Source organism: Saccharomonospora marina XMU15 (genome assembly GCF_000244955.1).
In the GTDB taxonomy this organism is placed as follows: Bacteria; Actinomycetota; Actinomycetes; order Mycobacteriales; family Pseudonocardiaceae; genus Saccharomonospora_A; species Saccharomonospora_A marina.
The window spans coordinates 2,074,275-2,089,565 of sequence record NZ_CM001439.1; the positions used below are offsets into that span (position 1 = coordinate 2,074,275).

At 69.6% G+C, this 15,291-nt stretch carries 15 protein-coding genes; 14 read left to right on the plus strand and 1 reads right to left on the minus strand.

All coding sequences use genetic code 11. The features are described from left to right. The first annotated feature begins 25 nt into the window (after positions 1–25). The 7 genes from SACMADRAFT_RS09850 to SACMADRAFT_RS09880 all read left to right on the plus strand — a co-directional run bounded on the left by SACMADRAFT_RS09850 (position 26) and on the right by SACMADRAFT_RS09880 (position 6,109). Positions 26–1,372 carry a bifunctional folylpolyglutamate synthase/dihydrofolate synthase gene (locus SACMADRAFT_RS09850; protein ID WP_009153659.1) on the plus strand — a complete coding sequence of 449 codons (1,347 nt, stop codon included), beginning with the start codon at positions 26–28 and terminating at the stop codon, positions 1,370–1,372. Positions 1,373–1,551: 179 nt separating this feature from the next. Further along, the gene (locus tag SACMADRAFT_RS09855) at positions 1,552–2,436 is read left to right on the plus strand and encodes a methylenetetrahydrofolate reductase (RefSeq protein ID WP_009153660.1); all 885 of its coding nucleotides are present in this window, start codon (positions 1,552–1,554) and stop codon (positions 2,434–2,436) included. Beyond that, a complete protein-coding gene (gene purU, locus SACMADRAFT_RS09860) occupies positions 2,433–3,302 on the plus strand; it encodes a formyltetrahydrofolate deformylase (protein ID WP_009153661.1) in 870 nt (289 codons plus the stop codon). The genes SACMADRAFT_RS09855 and purU overlap by 4 nt, the downstream gene beginning before the upstream one ends. Before the next feature lie 9 nt (positions 3,303–3,311). Next, positions 3,312–4,199 (plus strand): bifunctional 5,10-methylenetetrahydrofolate dehydrogenase/5,10-methenyltetrahydrofolate cyclohydrolase, encoded by an 888-nt coding sequence (locus tag SACMADRAFT_RS09865; protein WP_009153662.1) that lies wholly within the window; start codon positions 3,312–3,314, stop codon positions 4,197–4,199. Positions 4,200–4,201: 2 nt separating this feature from the next. Next, positions 4,202–4,546 (plus strand): protocatechuate 3,4-dioxygenase, encoded by a 345-nt coding sequence (locus SACMADRAFT_RS09870; RefSeq protein ID WP_009153663.1) that lies wholly within the window; start codon positions 4,202–4,204, stop codon positions 4,544–4,546. Then, positions 4,539–5,405, plus strand: coding sequence for a class III extradiol dioxygenase subunit beta (locus SACMADRAFT_RS09875; RefSeq protein ID WP_009153664.1), 867 nt, complete (start codon positions 4,539–4,541; stop codon positions 5,403–5,405). The genes SACMADRAFT_RS09870 and SACMADRAFT_RS09875 overlap by 8 nt, the downstream gene beginning before the upstream one ends. After that, a complete protein-coding gene (locus SACMADRAFT_RS09880) occupies positions 5,402–6,109 on the plus strand; it encodes an alpha/beta fold hydrolase (RefSeq protein ID WP_009153665.1) in 708 nt (235 codons plus the stop codon). The genes SACMADRAFT_RS09875 and SACMADRAFT_RS09880 overlap by 4 nt, the downstream gene beginning before the upstream one ends. A gap of 33 nt (positions 6,110–6,142) precedes the next feature. Here the strand turns inward: SACMADRAFT_RS09880 and cynS are convergent, their stop codons facing one another. Next, the gene (gene cynS / locus SACMADRAFT_RS09885; protein ID WP_009153666.1) at positions 6,143–6,592 is read right to left on the minus strand and encodes a cyanase; all 450 of its coding nucleotides are present in this window, start codon (positions 6,590–6,592) and stop codon (positions 6,143–6,145) included. Between the two features lie 313 nt (positions 6,593–6,905). Here cynS and SACMADRAFT_RS09890 point away from each other — a divergent pair, with 313 nt between their 5' ends. The 7 genes from SACMADRAFT_RS09890 (at position 6,906) to SACMADRAFT_RS09920 (ending at position 15,286) form a co-directional block, all read left to right on the plus strand. Next, positions 6,906–7,763 carry a formate/nitrite transporter family protein gene (locus SACMADRAFT_RS09890; RefSeq protein WP_009153667.1) on the plus strand — a complete coding sequence of 286 codons (858 nt, stop codon included), beginning with the start codon at positions 6,906–6,908 and terminating at the stop codon, positions 7,761–7,763. A 61-nt stretch (positions 7,764–7,824) separates the two neighbouring features. Next, on the plus strand, positions 7,825–9,510 hold the full coding sequence (locus SACMADRAFT_RS09895; RefSeq protein ID WP_198285949.1) for a LuxR C-terminal-related transcriptional regulator: 1,686 nt from the start codon (positions 7,825–7,827) through the stop codon (positions 9,508–9,510). Positions 9,511–9,640: 130 nt separating this feature from the next. Beyond that, positions 9,641–10,594 (plus strand): alpha/beta fold hydrolase, encoded by a 954-nt coding sequence (locus SACMADRAFT_RS09900; protein WP_009153669.1) that lies wholly within the window; start codon positions 9,641–9,643, stop codon positions 10,592–10,594. Continuing rightward, positions 10,591–11,451 carry a class I SAM-dependent methyltransferase gene (locus tag SACMADRAFT_RS09905; protein ID WP_009153670.1) on the plus strand — a complete coding sequence of 287 codons (861 nt, stop codon included), beginning with the start codon at positions 10,591–10,593 and terminating at the stop codon, positions 11,449–11,451. The genes SACMADRAFT_RS09900 and SACMADRAFT_RS09905 overlap by 4 nt, the downstream gene beginning before the upstream one ends. Positions 11,452–11,672: 221 nt before the next feature. Beyond that, the gene (locus SACMADRAFT_RS09910; RefSeq protein ID WP_009153671.1) at positions 11,673–13,121 is read left to right on the plus strand and encodes an Nramp family divalent metal transporter; all 1,449 of its coding nucleotides are present in this window, start codon (positions 11,673–11,675) and stop codon (positions 13,119–13,121) included. 175 nt (positions 13,122–13,296) lie between these two features. Continuing rightward, positions 13,297–14,646: a flavin monoamine oxidase family protein gene (locus tag SACMADRAFT_RS09915; RefSeq protein ID WP_009153673.1), complete on the plus strand. Its 1,350-nt coding sequence runs from the start codon at positions 13,297–13,299 to the stop codon at positions 14,644–14,646. Positions 14,647–14,806: 160 nt separating this feature from the next. Further along, positions 14,807–15,286, plus strand: coding sequence for an SgcJ/EcaC family oxidoreductase (locus tag SACMADRAFT_RS09920; RefSeq protein WP_009153674.1), 480 nt, complete (start codon positions 14,807–14,809; stop codon positions 15,284–15,286). Positions 15,287–15,291: the final 5 nt, after the last annotated feature.

Sequence of the window (15,291 nt, forward strand, 5' to 3'; positions counted from 1 at the left end):
GCTTTCCCGAAACGCCGGAGGGGCGATGACGGCCACGCAAACAACGCGGCGCGCACCCGGTGCGCCCATCGCCGATCTCGACGACGTGGCCCGCTACCTGCTCACCGAACTGCCTTCGTCGGGCGGCACGGTGATGACCGCGGCGGCGGGCCGCCGCAGGGCGAGGATGCTGCTCAGCTTGCTCGGCAGCCCGCAGGACTCGATGCGCACCGTGCACGTCGCCGGAACCGCGGGCAAGGGCTCGGTATCGGCGTTCGTCACCGCGCTGCTGCGCGCGCACGGCCACACGGTGGGCACCTACCTTTCCCCGCACGCGCACACGCTGCTGGAGCGGTTTCTGCTCGACGGTGCGCCCGCGCCCGGCCACGCCGTCGCGGCGGCACTCGACGCCGTCCGCCACCAGGAACGCGTGGTCAGCCAGGGCTCACTGGGCCAGGTCACGATGTTCGAGGCCGCCACCGCGGCGGCGTTTCGACTGTTCAGCGAGCGTGCCGTGGACTACGCGGTGATCGAGACGGGACTCGGCGGCTCGTACGACGCGACGAACACGGTGACCCGATCGGACAAGTTGGCCGTCATCACCGCCATCGGGCTGGACCACACGGCGGTGCTGGGCGACACGCTGCCGCAGATCGCAACGCAGAAGGCAGGCATCCTGCCGCGCAGCGGTACGGCCTTCGCGTTGCGTGGCGGCCCCGAGGTGGCCGCCACCCTCGCCGCCCAGGCGGCGCTGCGTGACTGCCGACTCGAACAACTCGCCGCCGCCGAACTCGCGGCCTGCCTGCCCCGCGGGCTCGAACTCGCCGTGCCGGGCGAGCACCAGCGGGTCAACGCCGGACTCGCGGTGCGCGCCGTGCGGCACCTCGCCGCCAGGGACGGCTGGCGGCTGGACCCGCGCCGAACCGAACAGGGCCTGCGTGAGGCCCGGCTGCCCGGCAGGTGGGAGCGCCGCGACTGGCACGGCCACCCGGTGATCCTCGACGGCGCGCACAACGCGATGAAACTCGCCTCGCTCGCCGACACCGTCGCGCGGAACTGGCCCGGTCGTGCCCCGGTGTGGGTGCTGGCCTGCAAGCAGGGCAAGGACCTGCTCGCAGGCGTCGCGGCGCTGGCCGGTAACGCAGGCGCCGTGGTGGCGACCCAGTTCCGGACCGAGGGGCAGCAGGCAGGCTCAGCCGTGCCCGCGCCCGCCGCCCAGATCGCGGCGGCCGCCGTGCACGAGGGCGTGCGCGTGATCGTCGCGCCCGGGATGGCCGAGGCGCTGCGCCGCGCGGTGGCGTTGTCGCAACCGGACCTTCCGGTGATCGTCACCGGTTCCTTCCACGCCGTCGCCGATGCGGGCGGGGTCACGCGACCGGTGCTGTCGCCATGACGATGCCAGGCCGCGCGGCCCGGCGAGGCCGCCACGACCGCTCGGTCATTTGTCGCGGTCAACTCGGCCCCGATGCCGCACGAAAAGCACCGTGGCGTTCGGGTCTACTGAAGACAGGGCGGTGCCAGTGGTGCCCGCCACGTGAAGCATCGAGGCCCGCGCGAACAGACGAGGAAACCATGACCACCCAGCAGGAGGTTGCCGGCCCGCGCCGCCGGCGTTCGCAGCTCGCCGAACTGGTACGCAACATCAGCTACGAAGTGATGCCGTTCAAGAACACCGAGCAAGCCGTGCTCTCTCACGTGCCGACCGAGGTCCCGCTGACCGTGACCGTCACCGAGGCGAAGGGAATCGACACGACGCTGGGACTCACCGAGAAGCTGCTGCGGCACGGCTACCAGGTGGCACCTCACCTGCCCGCGCGGCAGTTCACCGGCGAGAGCCACGTCGCGGAGGTGGTGGACCGGTTGCGGGCGGCGGGTACGCGGTCGGTGTTCGTGGTCGGTGGTGACGCACCGGAACCCGCCGGGCCGTACCCGGACGCCTACTCGCTGCTACAGGCGATGGAGGCCGCGCGGCACCCCTTCGAACACGTCGGTATCGGCGGCTACCCCGAAGGGCACGCGATCATCCCGGACGAGTCGGTCGAGCTCGCGCTGAAGCAGAAGGCACCGATGGCGACCCGGATCCTGACCCAGATCTGTTTCGACGCCAACACAACCGCGTCCTGGGCGGGCCGCATCGCGGCCGCGGGCATCGACCTTCCCGTCCACGTGGGCATTCCCGGCCCGGTGAACCGGCAGAAGCTCGTCCGGATCTCCGCGGGAATCGGGTTGGGACAGTCGGCGCGTTTCCTACGCAAGCAGCAGAATCTGCTGTGGCGGTTCCTGCTGCCGGGCGGCTACAACCCCACCAGGCTCGCCAAGCGGCTCGCCGCGTCGGCGCCGAAGTCGGGCGGCAACATTCGCGGGCTGCACATCTTCACGTTCAACGAACTGCGGGGGACCGAGCGGTGGCGGCAGCAGCTGTTGGCCTCGCTGTCGGGAAAGGAGGATCGATCATGAAGCAGCGCGACGACGCCGACCTCGGCAGGCTGATCGTGCAGGGGGCGGACCGGCCGGGGATCGTCTCCAGTGTTTCGGGCATCCTCACCGAGCACGGCGCGAACATCGTCTCGCTGGCACAGTCCTCGAGTGATCCGTCCGGTGGCCGGTTCTTCCAGCGGTCGGTTTTCCACCTGCCGGACCTTTCGGCGAAGCTGGAACGCCTCAACGAGGCGCTGGAGGCCAAGCTGGGTGAGGAACTGGGGATGCAGTTCCGGCTGGTCGAGGCGAAGCGCAGGAAGCGGGTCGCGATCTTCGTGTCCAAGGCCGACCACTGCCTGCTCGACCTGCTGTGGCGGCAACGCGACGGTGAGCTCGGCATCGACATCCCGATGGTGGTGTCGAACCACTCCGACCTCAGCGACGACGTGCGCGGCTTCGGTATCCCGTTCTTCCACGTACCCGTGGACAGGGGCAACAAGGCCGCGGCGGAGAAGGAACAGCTCAACCTGCTCAAGGGCAATGTGGACCTCGTGGTGCTCGCCCGCTACATGCAGATCCTCTCCGGCGACTTCCTGGAGGAGGTCGGCGTCCCCGTCATCAACATCCACCACTCCTTCCTGCCCGCGTTCATGGGCGCGAGCCCTTACCAACGGGCGAAGGAGCGCGGTGTGAAGCTCGTCGGCGCGACGGCGCACTACGTGACCGAGGACCTCGACGAGGGACCGATCATCGAGCAGGACGTGATCCGCGTCTCGCACGACGAGTCGGTACGGGAACTGCAACGCAAGGGCGCCGATGTCGAGCGACTCGTGCTCTCCCGCGCCGTGGCGTGGCACTGCGAGGACCGGGTCATCCGTGACGGCAACACGACCGTGGTGTTCTAGGAGTCGGCAGTGAACGCACAAGTTCTCGACGGGCGCGCCGTGGCCGCCACCATCCTCGACCGGGTCCGCGGCGAGGTCGCCGACTTCGTCGAATCGTTCGACCGGGTGCCGATGCTGGCGACCGTGCTGGTGGGAGACGACCCGGCCTCGCACACCTACGTGCGGATGAAGGCCAATCGCTGCGCGAAGGTCGGTATGCGCTCGCGGCAGGTGCGGCTCGGCAGCGACATCACCACCGACACGCTGGTGGGGCACCTGCGGCAGTTGTCGGCCGATCCCGAGGTGGACGGCATCCTGTTGCAGCACCCGGTACCCGGCCACCTCGACGAGCGCGCCGCGTTCGAGGCCATCGACCCGGCGAAGGACGTGGACGGTGTCACCCGCACCTCCTTCGCCACCATGTCGTTCGGCGAAGGCGGTTTCAACTCGGCGACGCCCGGCGGGATCATGGCGCTGCTGGATGCCTACGACATTCCGCTCGCGGGCAAGCACGCCGTGGTGGTCGGCCGCAGTGCCATCCTCGGCAGGCCCGTCGGCATGCTGCTGCTAGGGCGCGACGCGACGGTCACCTACTGCCACTCCCGCACGACCGATCTCGCCGAGCACGTGGCGCGTGCCGACGTGCTGGTCGCCGCCGTCGGGCGGCCCGGACTCATCCGGGGAGGCTGGATCAAGCCAGGTGCCGTCGTCGTGGACGCCGGATACGCCGACAACACCGGCGATGTGGAGTACGAGGCGGCCGCGCTGCGCGCGTCCTACCTCACTCCCGTTCCCGGAGGGGTGGGGCCGATGACCATCGCCACCCTGCTCGCCCAGACCATCCGCGCGGCGCGTGAGCACGAAGCCGCGCGCCGCGCGGACCCCGAACTGACCACGACCGGTTCCGGAAGGGAGTGAGCATGACCAAGGCCCGTGACGACTATGTGCTGGACCTGCGGGCCAGCAGGCGAGGCTATGCGTTGAACCGGTTGTGCGGTTCGTTGAAGGACGAGGACAACCGCAGGCGGTTCGGTGAGGACGAGGCCGCCTACTGCGACGCGTACGGGTTGACGCCGGAGCAGAAGAAGGCCGTCCTCGAACGGGACTGGACCGCGATGCTGGAACTCGGCGGCTCGATCTTCTACACGTTCAAGCTGGCCATGTTGGACAACAAGTCGATGCAGTACCTCGGTGGGGTCTTCACTGGGATGTCGGCGGAGGAGTTCACCGCGGCCATGCGTTCGGGAGGGCGGAAATTTGGCTAGGGTCGTCTGGGGACTCGCCACCTCGCACGTGCCGTCGATCGGTGCGGCGATGGACAACCACAAGACCGAGGACCCCTACTGGAAGCCGCTGTTCGACGGGTACGAGCCCGCGCGCCGGTGGCTGGCAGAACACAAGCCGGACGTGGCGGTGATCGTCTACAACGACCACGCCAACTCCATCGACCTGGACATGGTGCCGACGTTCGCGATCGGTACCGCCGAGTCCTACGCCGTGGCCGACGAGGGCTGGGGCCGCAGGCCGGTGCCGCCGGTGAAGGGCGCGCCCGAGCTGAGCGAGCACCTGGTGACCGAGTTGATCGACTCCTCGTTCGACATCACGACCATCCACCGGCTCGACGTCGACCACGGGCTGACGGTGCCGCTTTCGGTGGCCTACCCGGACCCGGGCCAGGCGTGGCCGTGCGCGGTGGTGCCGGTGCTGGTCAACGTCATCCAGTACCCGCAGCCCACCGCGGCGCGCTGCTACGCGCTCGGCAAGGCGCTCGGCAGGGCCATCCGGTCGTTCCCGCAGGACCTCAAGGTCGCCGTGTTCGGCACCGGCGGCATGTCGCACCAGCTGGCGGGCGCGCGAGCCGGGTTGATCAACGAGCGCTTCGACCGGATGTTCCTGGAGGCCGTGGAGGGTGACCCGGAGGCGCTGGCCGCGTTGAGCCGCGAGGACTACGTCCGGGAGGCGGGCACCGAGGGCATCGAGCTGATCATGTGGCTGGTGATGCGCGGCGCGCTGAGTGACAAGATCCTGCGCGTGCACGACACCTACCATGTCCCCGCGTCGAACACCGCGGCCGCGCTGGCGCTGTTCGAGGATCTCGGCGACGGCGAGGGAGCACCCGCATGAGCACCTTCGTCCTGGTTCACGGAGCCTGGCACGGCGGTTGGGTGTGGCAGCGTGTCGCGCCTGCGCTGCGGGCGGCAGGGCACGAGGTCCACACGCCCACACTCACCGGCGTCAGCGACCGTGCGCACCTGCTCAACCCCTCGGTCGGGTTGGGCACGCACGTCCAGGACGTCGTGGCGTTGCTGCAGGCCTACGACCTCACCGAGGTCACGCTGGTCGGGCACAGCTACGCCGGGCAGGTCGTCACCGGCGTCGCCGACCAGGTCCCCACGCGGCTGGCCAAGCGGGTGTATCTCGACGCGTTCGTCGGGGACGACGCGGACGCGGCGATCGACCTGCTGCCGGAGACCATCGCAGGGCACTACCGGGAGTCGGTGGCCGGGCCGGGGTTCGGCTGGCTGATCCCGGTGCGTTCGCTGAGCGTGCTCGGGGTCAGCGAGGAGGCGGATCTGGAATGGCTCACGCCGCGACTGACGCCGCACCCGTGGCTGACCTACACCGAACCGCTGCGGCTGAGCGGAGCGGTCGGCGGCGTTCCCGCCGAGTTCATCGAGTGCGTCGACTGGATGCGGGCGTTCCGGCCGCACGCCGAGCGGGCGGCCTCGCGCGGCTGGCCGGTGCACCACATCGGCACCGGCCACGAGGCGATGGTCACCGCACCGAAGGAACTCGCGGACCTGCTGCTTTCGGTAGCGGGGTCGTAGCCGAGCGGCCGGGTCGGCGACACCGGCCCGGCCTCACCACTTGTAGTCGAGGAACTTCCCGTCGAAGGTGACGACCACCCGGTCGCCCTCGGGATCCGGCCTGCGGGCGAGGTCCACCCGGAAGTTGATGGCACTCATGATGCCGTCGCCGAACTCCTCGTGGATCAGTTCCTTCAACGCGGGCCCGTAGACCGCCAGCGCCTCGACGAAGCGGTAGATCGTGGGGTCGGAAAGCGCCTCCTTGCCGCCGCCGCGGTAGGGCTGCGACCGCAGGCTTTCCGCGACCGGCTCGTCCAGTTCCAGCAACTGGCAGACCTGCCGCGCCTGCTCCTCGGTCATCGGGTGCTGACCGAGCAGCGCCGCAGTGGTCCACACCACCGGCGCGCCCAGCTTGTCCGCGAGCTCCGACCAGGAAAGGCCGCGCCGGATTCGCGCGGCGACGATCAACTCGGCCGCGTCGGACTTGCTCATGATCGGGGTCATCGGCGTGCTCCTTCCGGGCGGGTGAATGCCCCCAGACTCGCCGCCGACCCGAGGGGAAGCCATCCGCGCGCCGGTGCCGTCACGAGAAGTTCACATCCGCACGGTGGGTTCTCGCGGCCGACGCTCGGCTGTTACGGCGACGCAACACGAGCCGAGCGGAACGCGGGCGCGCTGTGAGGCCGATGTGACCCGATGCTCGCAGCCCTGTCACAGGCCGGAAACGTCGGATACCGAGACTCTCGTTGCGAACCCGGTTGTGGCCTCGGGTTTTCGAGGCCGCCGTCCCCGGCCCCTGCTGCGAAAGAGCTACTTCATGTCATATCTGAATCCCTCGGAATTCGCCACGAAGATGATCGACGCAGGCGAGTCGAAGGTCTTCATGTCCACCCGTGACACCGTCATCCGCGCGTACATGGCGGGTGCGATCCTGGCGCTGGCGGCGGCGTTCGCGGTCACCATCACCGTGCAGACCGGCCAGCCGCTCGTCGGCGCGCTGCTCTTCCCTGTCGGGTTCTGCATGCTCTACCTGCTGGGCTTCGACCTTCTCACCGGTGTGTTCACGCTGGTGCCGCTCGCGCTGATCGACAGGCGACCCGGTGTGCGGGTTCGCTCGGTGCTGCGCAACTGGGGTCTGGTGTTCGTCGGCAACTTCGCGGGCGCGCTCACCGTGGCGCTGATGATGGCGGTCATCGTGACGTTCGGGTTCTCCATGGACCCCAACGAGGTCGGGCAGAAGCTCGGCGAGATCGGCGCGTCGCGGACCGTGGGGTACGCCGACCACGGCGGCGCCGGGATGCTGACGCTGTTCATCCGGGGCGTGCTGTGCAACTGGATGGTGTCCACCGGGGTGGTCGCCGCGATGATGTCGACCTCGGTGTCGGGCAAGGTGATCGCGATGTGGATGCCCATCCTGGTGTTCTTCTACATGGGCTTCGAGCACTCGGTGGTCAACATGTTCCTGTTCCCCTCCGGTCTCATGCTCGGTGGCGACTTCTCCATCGCCGACTACTTCGTGTGGAACGAGATCCCCACCGTCGTCGGCAACCTCGTCGGCGGCCTGACCTTCGTCGGGCTCACGCTGTACGCCACGCACGCCCGCACCGGCGCGCCGCGCAGCCGCCCGTTGCCGCCGGAGCCAGCGGCGGAGCTGCCCGCCAAGGTCAACGTCTGACCAGCCAAAACGATCGACCACGGCACTTCCCCGGCTCGCGGTGATGCGCGAGACTGGGGCAGTGACCGGTGGAAGGCGCAGCGGTTCGCGCCCTGCGGTTCAGCTCACCGAGACGGCCCCGCGCGACCCACTCGCGCTGGGCCGCACCGCCTACCTGCGCGGGGCATGGGGAGAGGCTCGCAGGCAGCTTTCCGCGGCGGGCGCGCTTCACCCGCTGACCGCCGCCGACCTGGACCGGCTCGGCGTCGCCGCCTTCCTCACCGGTGAGGAGGCCACCGCCGCCCAGTCGTGGGCATCGGCGAGTCAGACCTGGGCGGGGCAAGGCGCGCCGGGCCACGCCGCAAGGTCGGCGTTCTGGTTGGGGGTCACGCTCCTGCAACGCGGCGAGCACGCCAGGGGCGGCGGCTGGCTCGCGCGGGCGCGGCGGCTCGCCGGTGCTGCCGGTGACTGCGTGGAGTGTGGCTACCTGCGCATCCCGGCCGGGCTGGAAGCGCTGGAGCGGGGCGACGGGGACAGCGCGGAGGCCGTGTTCGCCGACGTGGTTCGTACGGCCGAGCGGTTCGGCGACCCTGACCTGCGTGCGCTGGGAAACCTCGGCAGGGGACAGGCACTCATCCTCGCCGGTCAGCCGGGCACCGGCACCGATCTGCTGGACGAGGCGATGGTCGCGGTCACCGCGGCAGAGGTTTCGGCCATCCCCTCGGGCATCATCTACTGCGCTGTGATCCTGACCTGCCGCAAGCTGTTCGACCTGGAACGGGCAGGGGAGTGGACTGCCGCGCTGAGCCGCTGGTGTGCCGAGCAGCCCGACCTGAAGGCCTACCGAGGGCAGTGTCTTGTGCACCGCTCGGAAATCATGCAGTCGCGCGGTGAGTGGTCGCAGGCCATGACGGAGGTCCGGCGCGCCTGCGAGCGGCTGGCCGACCCGCCGGGGGATCCGGCGCTCGGGATGGCCTACTACCAGCTGGGCGAACTGCAGCGGTTACGTGGCGACTTCGGCGAGGCCGAGCGCAGCTACCGCAGGGCCAGCGCGGAAGGTCACTCGGTGCAGCCGGGATTGGCGTTGTTGCGGCTGGCGCAGGGCCGTACGCAGCACGCGCTCGCCGCGATCCGTACCGCGGTCGAGGAGGCGCGCGGCACCGCGGACCGCGCGAGGGTGCTGCTCGCCGACGTCGAGATCGCGCTCGCGGCGGGGGAGGTTTCCTCGGCCAGGTCCGCCGCGGCCGAACTCGCCGACATCGCCGAGGCCTTCGACATGCCGTACCTGCGCGCGGTGGTGGGTTACGCGCGTGGCTCGGTGTCGCTTTGTGAGGGCGACCCGGCCGCGGCCTGCGCCGAACTCCGGCGAACCTGGCCCGCGTGGCAGCGGCTCGATCTGCCCTACGAGGCCGCCTGCGTCCGGCTGCGGATGGCGCAGGCGTACCGGCAACTGGCCGACCACGACAGCGCGGAGCTGGAGCTGGACGCGGCCCGCCGGGTCTTCGAGCGGGTGGGTGCCGCACCCGCGCTGCAGCGGGTACGCGAGCTCGCCCGACGAGCGCCCGAGCGAGCACCGGGCTCGCTGACCAGGCGTGAGCTTGAGGTGCTGCGGTTGGTCGCCACGGGCGCGACCAACGCCGAGATCGCGCGCTCGCTGGTGCTCAGCGAGAAGACCGTGGCCAGGCACCTGGCCAACACCTTCGGCAAGCTCGAGGTGTCCTCCCGCGCGGCGGCCACCGCCTACGCCTACCGCCACGGCCTCGCATAGACGCGCCTACGCCTACACAGAACTACCCATCCCGCTTCGGCGCGGATTTGGTTGGTCCGACCGATGTGTTGCCCGCCCCCGGCGAGCGACGCTGGCCTTCTCGACAGCGAAGACGCGAAGGAGGCGGGCGATGAACCAGCATCCCGGTGTCGAAGCCACCGGAGTCCGTCGCGCCGAACCGTCGCGGGCGTACCGGCGCGCGTACGACGGCTCGCGCCTGCGACGCCGCTCGGTCGAGCTGGCCGGCGGGTCGCGGGTCAACCTGCTCGAAAGCGGTTTCGGGCCACCCGTGGTGTGCCTGCACGGCACGGGCAGCTCGGCACCGTTCCTTTCGCCGCTGCTGCGGCTACTGGACGGGTTCCGCGTCATCGCGCCCGACCGGCCGGGACAGGGGCTGAGCGATCCTGTCGACCTGCCGCGGCACGGTTACCGCGCGGCGGCCGTTGGCTGGCTCGACCGGTTGTTCGACACGCTGGACGTGGTGCCCGCCGCGCTCGTGGGCCATTCGATGGGAGGCGTGTGGGCGCTGTGGTACGCGCTCGACCGTCCCGACCGGTTGCGGCGGCTGGTGCTGATCGCAGCGCCCGCCCTGCCCGGCACCTGTGCCCCGCTGCCGTACCGGCTGCTGGCAACCCCCGGCCTCGGTGACCTGCTGGCAAGGATTCCTCCCACCGAGGCTTCGGTGCGGCGGTTCGCCCGGTTCATGGGGGAGCGGGCCGCGATCGATGAGCACCCGGAGTTGATCGACCTGCTCGTGGCCCACGGACGTGACCCGGTGGCCGCGATGGTGGACCGGCGGGAGGTCCGCGTCATCGTCTCGCCGCTGGCACTGCTTTCGGCCTCGGGATTTCGGGCGCGCACGCGGTTGCGCCGGTCCGAACTGGGGCGGCTGTCGGTGCCCACGCTGCTGGTGTGGGGAAGGCACGACCCCGTCGGCCGGGTCGCGACGGTCAGCGCGGTGGCCGAGCTGATTGCCCGAGGGCGGCTGGCGGCCGTGCCTGGCGGACACGCGCCCTGGCTCGGCCACCCCGAGCCGACCGCGTCGGCCATCTCCCGATTCGTACAGGAAGGAGAACAACGATGACTACACACAACACTCAGACCACTCAGACCACGAAGCACAACAGCGCGACACAGCGGGACGCGTGGGACTCGATCGCCTCCGGCTACGACCGCTACGTCACTCCCGAGAACGTCCGGCACGGCGAGGAGATCATCCGCACGCTCGACCTCGGCCCGGGAACCCGGTTGCTGGACGTCGCCTCCGGCAGCGGCGCGCTCAGCCTGCCCGCTGCCCGTCGTGGTGCCCGCGTGCTCGCCGTCGACATCTCCGGGGAGATGCTCGAAAGGCTCACCGCTCGTGCCCGAGCGGAGGGTCTGGCGGGTATCGACACCGCCGTCATGGACGGGCAGTCGCTGGACCTGCCCGACGACAGCTTCGACGCGGCCGTCTCGCAGCACGGGGTGTCGCTGTTCGACGATGTCGATGCCGGGCTCGCGGAACTGGTGCGCGTGACGCGGCCGGGCGGCACGGTCGTGATCTCCGCGTTCGGCGACCTGCGGGAGGCGGAGTTCCTCGGCTTCTTCGTCAGCGCGGTCCGTGCGGTGGTGCCCGACTTCGCCGGGCTGCCGACGGACCCGCCACCACCGCCGTTCCAGTTGGCGCAACCCGATGTGCTGCGTCGCAGGCTGGTCGATGCCGGGCTGCGCGACGTGTCCGTGCGCACCATTACCTGGCGGCTGACCGTCGACTCCGCCACTCGGCTGTGGAAGCTGGTGACCTCCAGCAATCCGATCGGCGCCCGGCTGGTCGCCGGCCTGACCGAACAGCAACGGGCCGACGCGCTTGGGGTGTTGGACGGTGTGCTGCGCGAACGCTCGGGCGCAGCGCCGGAGGCGGTGCTGCACACCTCGATCAACGTCGGTACCGGCACGAAGTGACAGGACTGGTGACACGCCTGGTGACGGGACCGCGAACGGACTCCGCAGGCTGCCGCTGCCGGACTTGCCCGGATTGCCTCGATCGGCCTAGACCACCGCTCGAGTCGCCGGGCAAGTCAGTCAAGATCGCTATTGACACCGCTGGGTGACGACCGTCACTCTATCGGGGCGCTTGCGCTCCCGGCTCAAAGTGAATCTCGACGGCGAGATGAGGCAGCCGTATGGCGGAGAAGACTGGTCCCGGGCGAGACCAAACCACACTTCCGAGCAAGTACCTGCCAGCAGTGGAGTTCCGGGATCTTCCGGAACCGGTCCCGTTGCGCCGAATCACCGGGGCGAGCGTCATCATCCTCGCGACCGCGATCGGTTCGGGCGAGGCGGTGCTGTGGCCCTACATCACCTCCCAGATCGGGTTCATCTTCATCTGGGCGGCCGTCGTGGGGTTCGGTATCCAGTTCTTCCTGAACATGGAGATCGAGCGCTACACGCTTGCCACAGGTGAATCGGCGATCACCGGGTTCGCCCGGTTGTGGAAGCCGTGGTGGTGGCTGTTCATCGTCTTCGCGCTGTTGCAGAACTTCTGGCCGGGGTGGGCCACGGGTGCCTCCACGACGGCGTCGTTCGCGCTCGGTCTCGGCGAGGACGCTCCGATCGTCCCGATGACCATCGCCGCGCTGATCGCTATCGGCATCACGCTGACTCTGTCACCGGTGGTCTACCAGTGGGTCGAGAAGATCCAGGGCGTGCTGGTGGGGCTGATCATGCTGTTCGTGGTGGTCGCTATCCCGGTGGCCACGACCGGCGAGGCATGGAGCGCCCTGGTCACCGAGGGCATCGGGGACATGGGTTTCCCGCTCGGCCACGAGGGCCTGAGCATCGCCCTGCTGCTCGGCGCGCTGGCGTTCGCGGGCGCCGGCGGCGCGAACAACCTCGTGCAGAGCAACTACATCCGGGACAAGGGCATGGGAATGGGCCTGCGGATGCCCAGGATCGTCTCGCCCATCACCGGACACGAGGAGGCGCGGCCCTCGATCGGTTACATGTTCCCGACCGACGAGGAGAACATGCGCCGCTGGCGCGGCTGGTGGAAGGTCGCGAACATCGAGCAGTTCATCACCTTCTTCGTGATCGGTGTGCTGTCACTGGTGATCCTGTCGGTGCTGGCCTACTCGACGCTGCCGGTGGGCGAAGTGGGGGCCCAGGATCTGGACTTCCTGCGAGTTGAGGGCCAGGCGCTGCAGGACAGCGTGGCACCGTGGTTCGGCACCGCTTTCTGGGCGGCCGCCACCGTGGCGCTGTTCTCGACCAACCTCGGCATCATCGACTACACCTGCAGGCTTGTTGCCGACCAACTCAAGGTGAACGCGCTCAAGGACAGCCAGTTCTGGTCGGAGAGCAAGATCTACGCCGCGTTCGTGTGGCTGATGATCCTGGTCGGTTCGGTGATCCTGATGTCCGGTGTGGACCAGCCGTTCCTGCTCGTGGTCATCTCTTCCTCCATCGCGGGCGTGCAGATGTTCATCTACTCCGGACTGCTCATGTTGCTGAACCGGAAGGCGTTGCCGAAGCCGCTGCGCATCAGCGGGGTGCGGCTGGCCGTGCTCGCGATCTCGTTCCTGTTCTTCGGCTTCCTCTCGGTGCTACTCGTGCTCGACAACCTCGGAGTCTGATGCTGAAACGGCTGTGGCTGCGCGTCCTGGTCGCGCTGGTGATCTGGATCGTGTTGGTCATGCTCATGTGGGCGGTGGGAATACTCAACTGAGCTCGCGCGGAGGCTCCGGGGTTCGCGACGCGGGATGCGGCATAGTGGTACCGGCGTCGCCGTGGGAACGAGGTGGGTGAACGGTGCCGGATGTCGTGATCGTGGGTGCGGGCATCGCGGGGTTGACCGCGGCCCGTGAGTTGGTGGCGGCGGGCAAGGAAGTCGTGGTCGCCGAGGCGCGTGACCGGGTCGGTGGCCGCGTGCTCAACGCGGGACTGCCCGGCACCGAGCAGTTCGTCGAGGTCGGTGGCCAGTGGATCGGTCCTGGCCAGGACCGGCTACGGCGCCTGCTGGACGAGTTGGCGCTGGACACCTACCCGACCTACGACACCGGGCTGAAGGTGGCCGAACTCGGTGGTCGCACGCTGCGGTATTCGGGCCGGGTTCCGAGGCTGAACCCGCTGGTGCTGGCCGACATCGGGCAGGCGCAGGCGCGGCTGGACCGGGCGGCGCGCCGGGTGCCGCTGGAGTCACCCTGGCTGGCGCCGGGCGCCGCTCGTATCGACGGGCAGACGCTTGCCACCTGGTTGCGCCGCAACGTGCGCACCGCCACCGCAAGGGCGTTCTTCCGGCTGGTCACCGAGGCGGTGTGGTGTGCCGATCCGGAGGAGATCTCGGCGCTGTGGGCACAGTTCTACCTGCACTCAGGTGGCGGAATCGATTCGCTCATCAACACGACCGGCGGTGCGCAGCAGGATCGGGTCACCGGTGGCATGCAGGGTGTCGCCACGGCGATGGCGGCCGAACTCGGTGAGCGCGTCGTGCTGTCGGCACCGGTGAGCGAGATCCGCTGGACCGAGGACGGCGCCCGGGTCCGTGCGGGCAGGCGGCAGTGGCGGGCCAAACAGGTGGTGGTGGCGGTGCCGCCGCCGCTGGCGGCCCGGCTGCGGTTCGAGCCGGGACTACCCGCCGAGCGCGCACAGTTGCTGCAGCGCATGCCGATGGGGTGGACCATCAAGGTCAACGCCGCCTACGACGAGCCGTTCTGGCGGCAGCGGGGCCTTTCCGGGCAGGCCAACAGTGACCGGCGCATGCTGGGCACCGTGTTCGACGGCGGCCCACCCGACGGTGGCCCGGCCGTACTGGTCGGCTTCCTCGAGGCACGCCACGCCCAGGTCGCTGCCCGCATGGACGCCGAGGCCAGACGGGAGGCGGTGCTTGCGGATCTGGCCGCCTACTTCGGGCCGGAGGCAGGCAGACCCGCACACTACGTGGAGCGGGACTGGGCCGCCGAGGAGTACACGCGCGGCTGCTACGGCGCGTTCGCCACGCCGATGACGCTCACGCGGTTCGGTCAGTGGCTGCGAGGGCCCGTGGGCCCGCTGCACTGGGCGGGTACCGAGACCGCGACCAGGTGGGCAGGCTACGTGGACGGCGCAGTGGAGTCCGGCCGCAGGGTGGCCGCGGAGATCCTGGGCCGGGTCCAGGACTGACGGCGGGCGGTCGCTCGTCCTCTGCGGTCGTGAGGCGGGCGGTCCCTCGCGCGGGCTCCGGTCAGGCCGGTCGGTGACTTCCTCCCGTGACGTCGCCCTTGCCGATTTAGTTCAGTGGACTAAAATGTATAGCCTGTTCAACTATAGGGTTGGAGGCTCGATGGGCGATCAGGAGCAAGTCAGCACCGACCAGCGCGACGAGCGCGGCGTGCGCCAAGCCCTCTCCCGCATCGCCGATGCCTGGGCGGCGGGTGACGCGGACGGCTACGCGAGGCAGTTCAGCCAGGACGCCGACTACACCGCTTTCGACGGCACCCGCATGGCGGGCAGGCAGGCGATAGCCGACGGTCACCGCGCGCTGTTTCGCGGGATCATGAAGGGTTCGCGGATGACCATGGAGCAGCCGAGTATCCGGTTCGTCACCGACGACGTGGCCGTGGTGTGCGCACTCGGTGGCATCGTCATGCGGTGGCAGGGTGATCGCACGCGGCCGTCGGCCAAACGCCGTTCCTCGGTCACCTTCGTGTTCCTGCGCGAGGGCGACGACTGGTTGGCCACGGCGTTCCAGAACACCCGCTACCGGCCGTTCGCCAACACCCTGCCGGGAAAGCTGGCCACACTGTCCAGTCGCGACGGCTGAGGCCG

Bases quoted from the DNA above. Each gene is read 5' to 3' on its own strand.
- SACMADRAFT_RS09850 (WP_009153659.1), top strand. From the start codon at position 26: ATGACGGCCACGCAAACAACGCGGCGCGCACCCGGTGCGCCCATCGCC.
- SACMADRAFT_RS09855 (WP_009153660.1), top strand. From the start codon at position 1,552: ATGACCACCCAGCAGGAGGTTGCCGGCCCGCGCCGCCGGCGTTCGCAG.
- purU (WP_009153661.1), top strand. From the start codon at position 2,433: ATGAAGCAGCGCGACGACGCCGACCTCGGCAGGCTGATCGTGCAGGGG.
- SACMADRAFT_RS09870 (WP_009153663.1), top strand. From the start codon at position 4,202: ATGACCAAGGCCCGTGACGACTATGTGCTGGACCTGCGGGCCAGCAGG.
- SACMADRAFT_RS09880 (WP_009153665.1), top strand. From the start codon at position 5,402: ATGAGCACCTTCGTCCTGGTTCACGGAGCCTGGCACGGCGGTTGGGTG.
- cynS (WP_009153666.1), bottom strand. From the start codon at position 6,592: ATGACCCCGATCATGAGCAAGTCCGACGCGGCCGAGTTGATCGTCGCC.
- SACMADRAFT_RS09890 (WP_009153667.1), top strand. From the start codon at position 6,906: ATGTCATATCTGAATCCCTCGGAATTCGCCACGAAGATGATCGACGCA.
- SACMADRAFT_RS09900 (WP_009153669.1), top strand. From the start codon at position 9,641: ATGAACCAGCATCCCGGTGTCGAAGCCACCGGAGTCCGTCGCGCCGAA.
- SACMADRAFT_RS09905 (WP_009153670.1), top strand. From the start codon at position 10,591: ATGACTACACACAACACTCAGACCACTCAGACCACGAAGCACAACAGC.
- SACMADRAFT_RS09910 (WP_009153671.1), top strand. From the start codon at position 11,673: ATGGCGGAGAAGACTGGTCCCGGGCGAGACCAAACCACACTTCCGAGC.
- SACMADRAFT_RS09920 (WP_009153674.1), top strand. From the start codon at position 14,807: ATGGGCGATCAGGAGCAAGTCAGCACCGACCAGCGCGACGAGCGCGGC.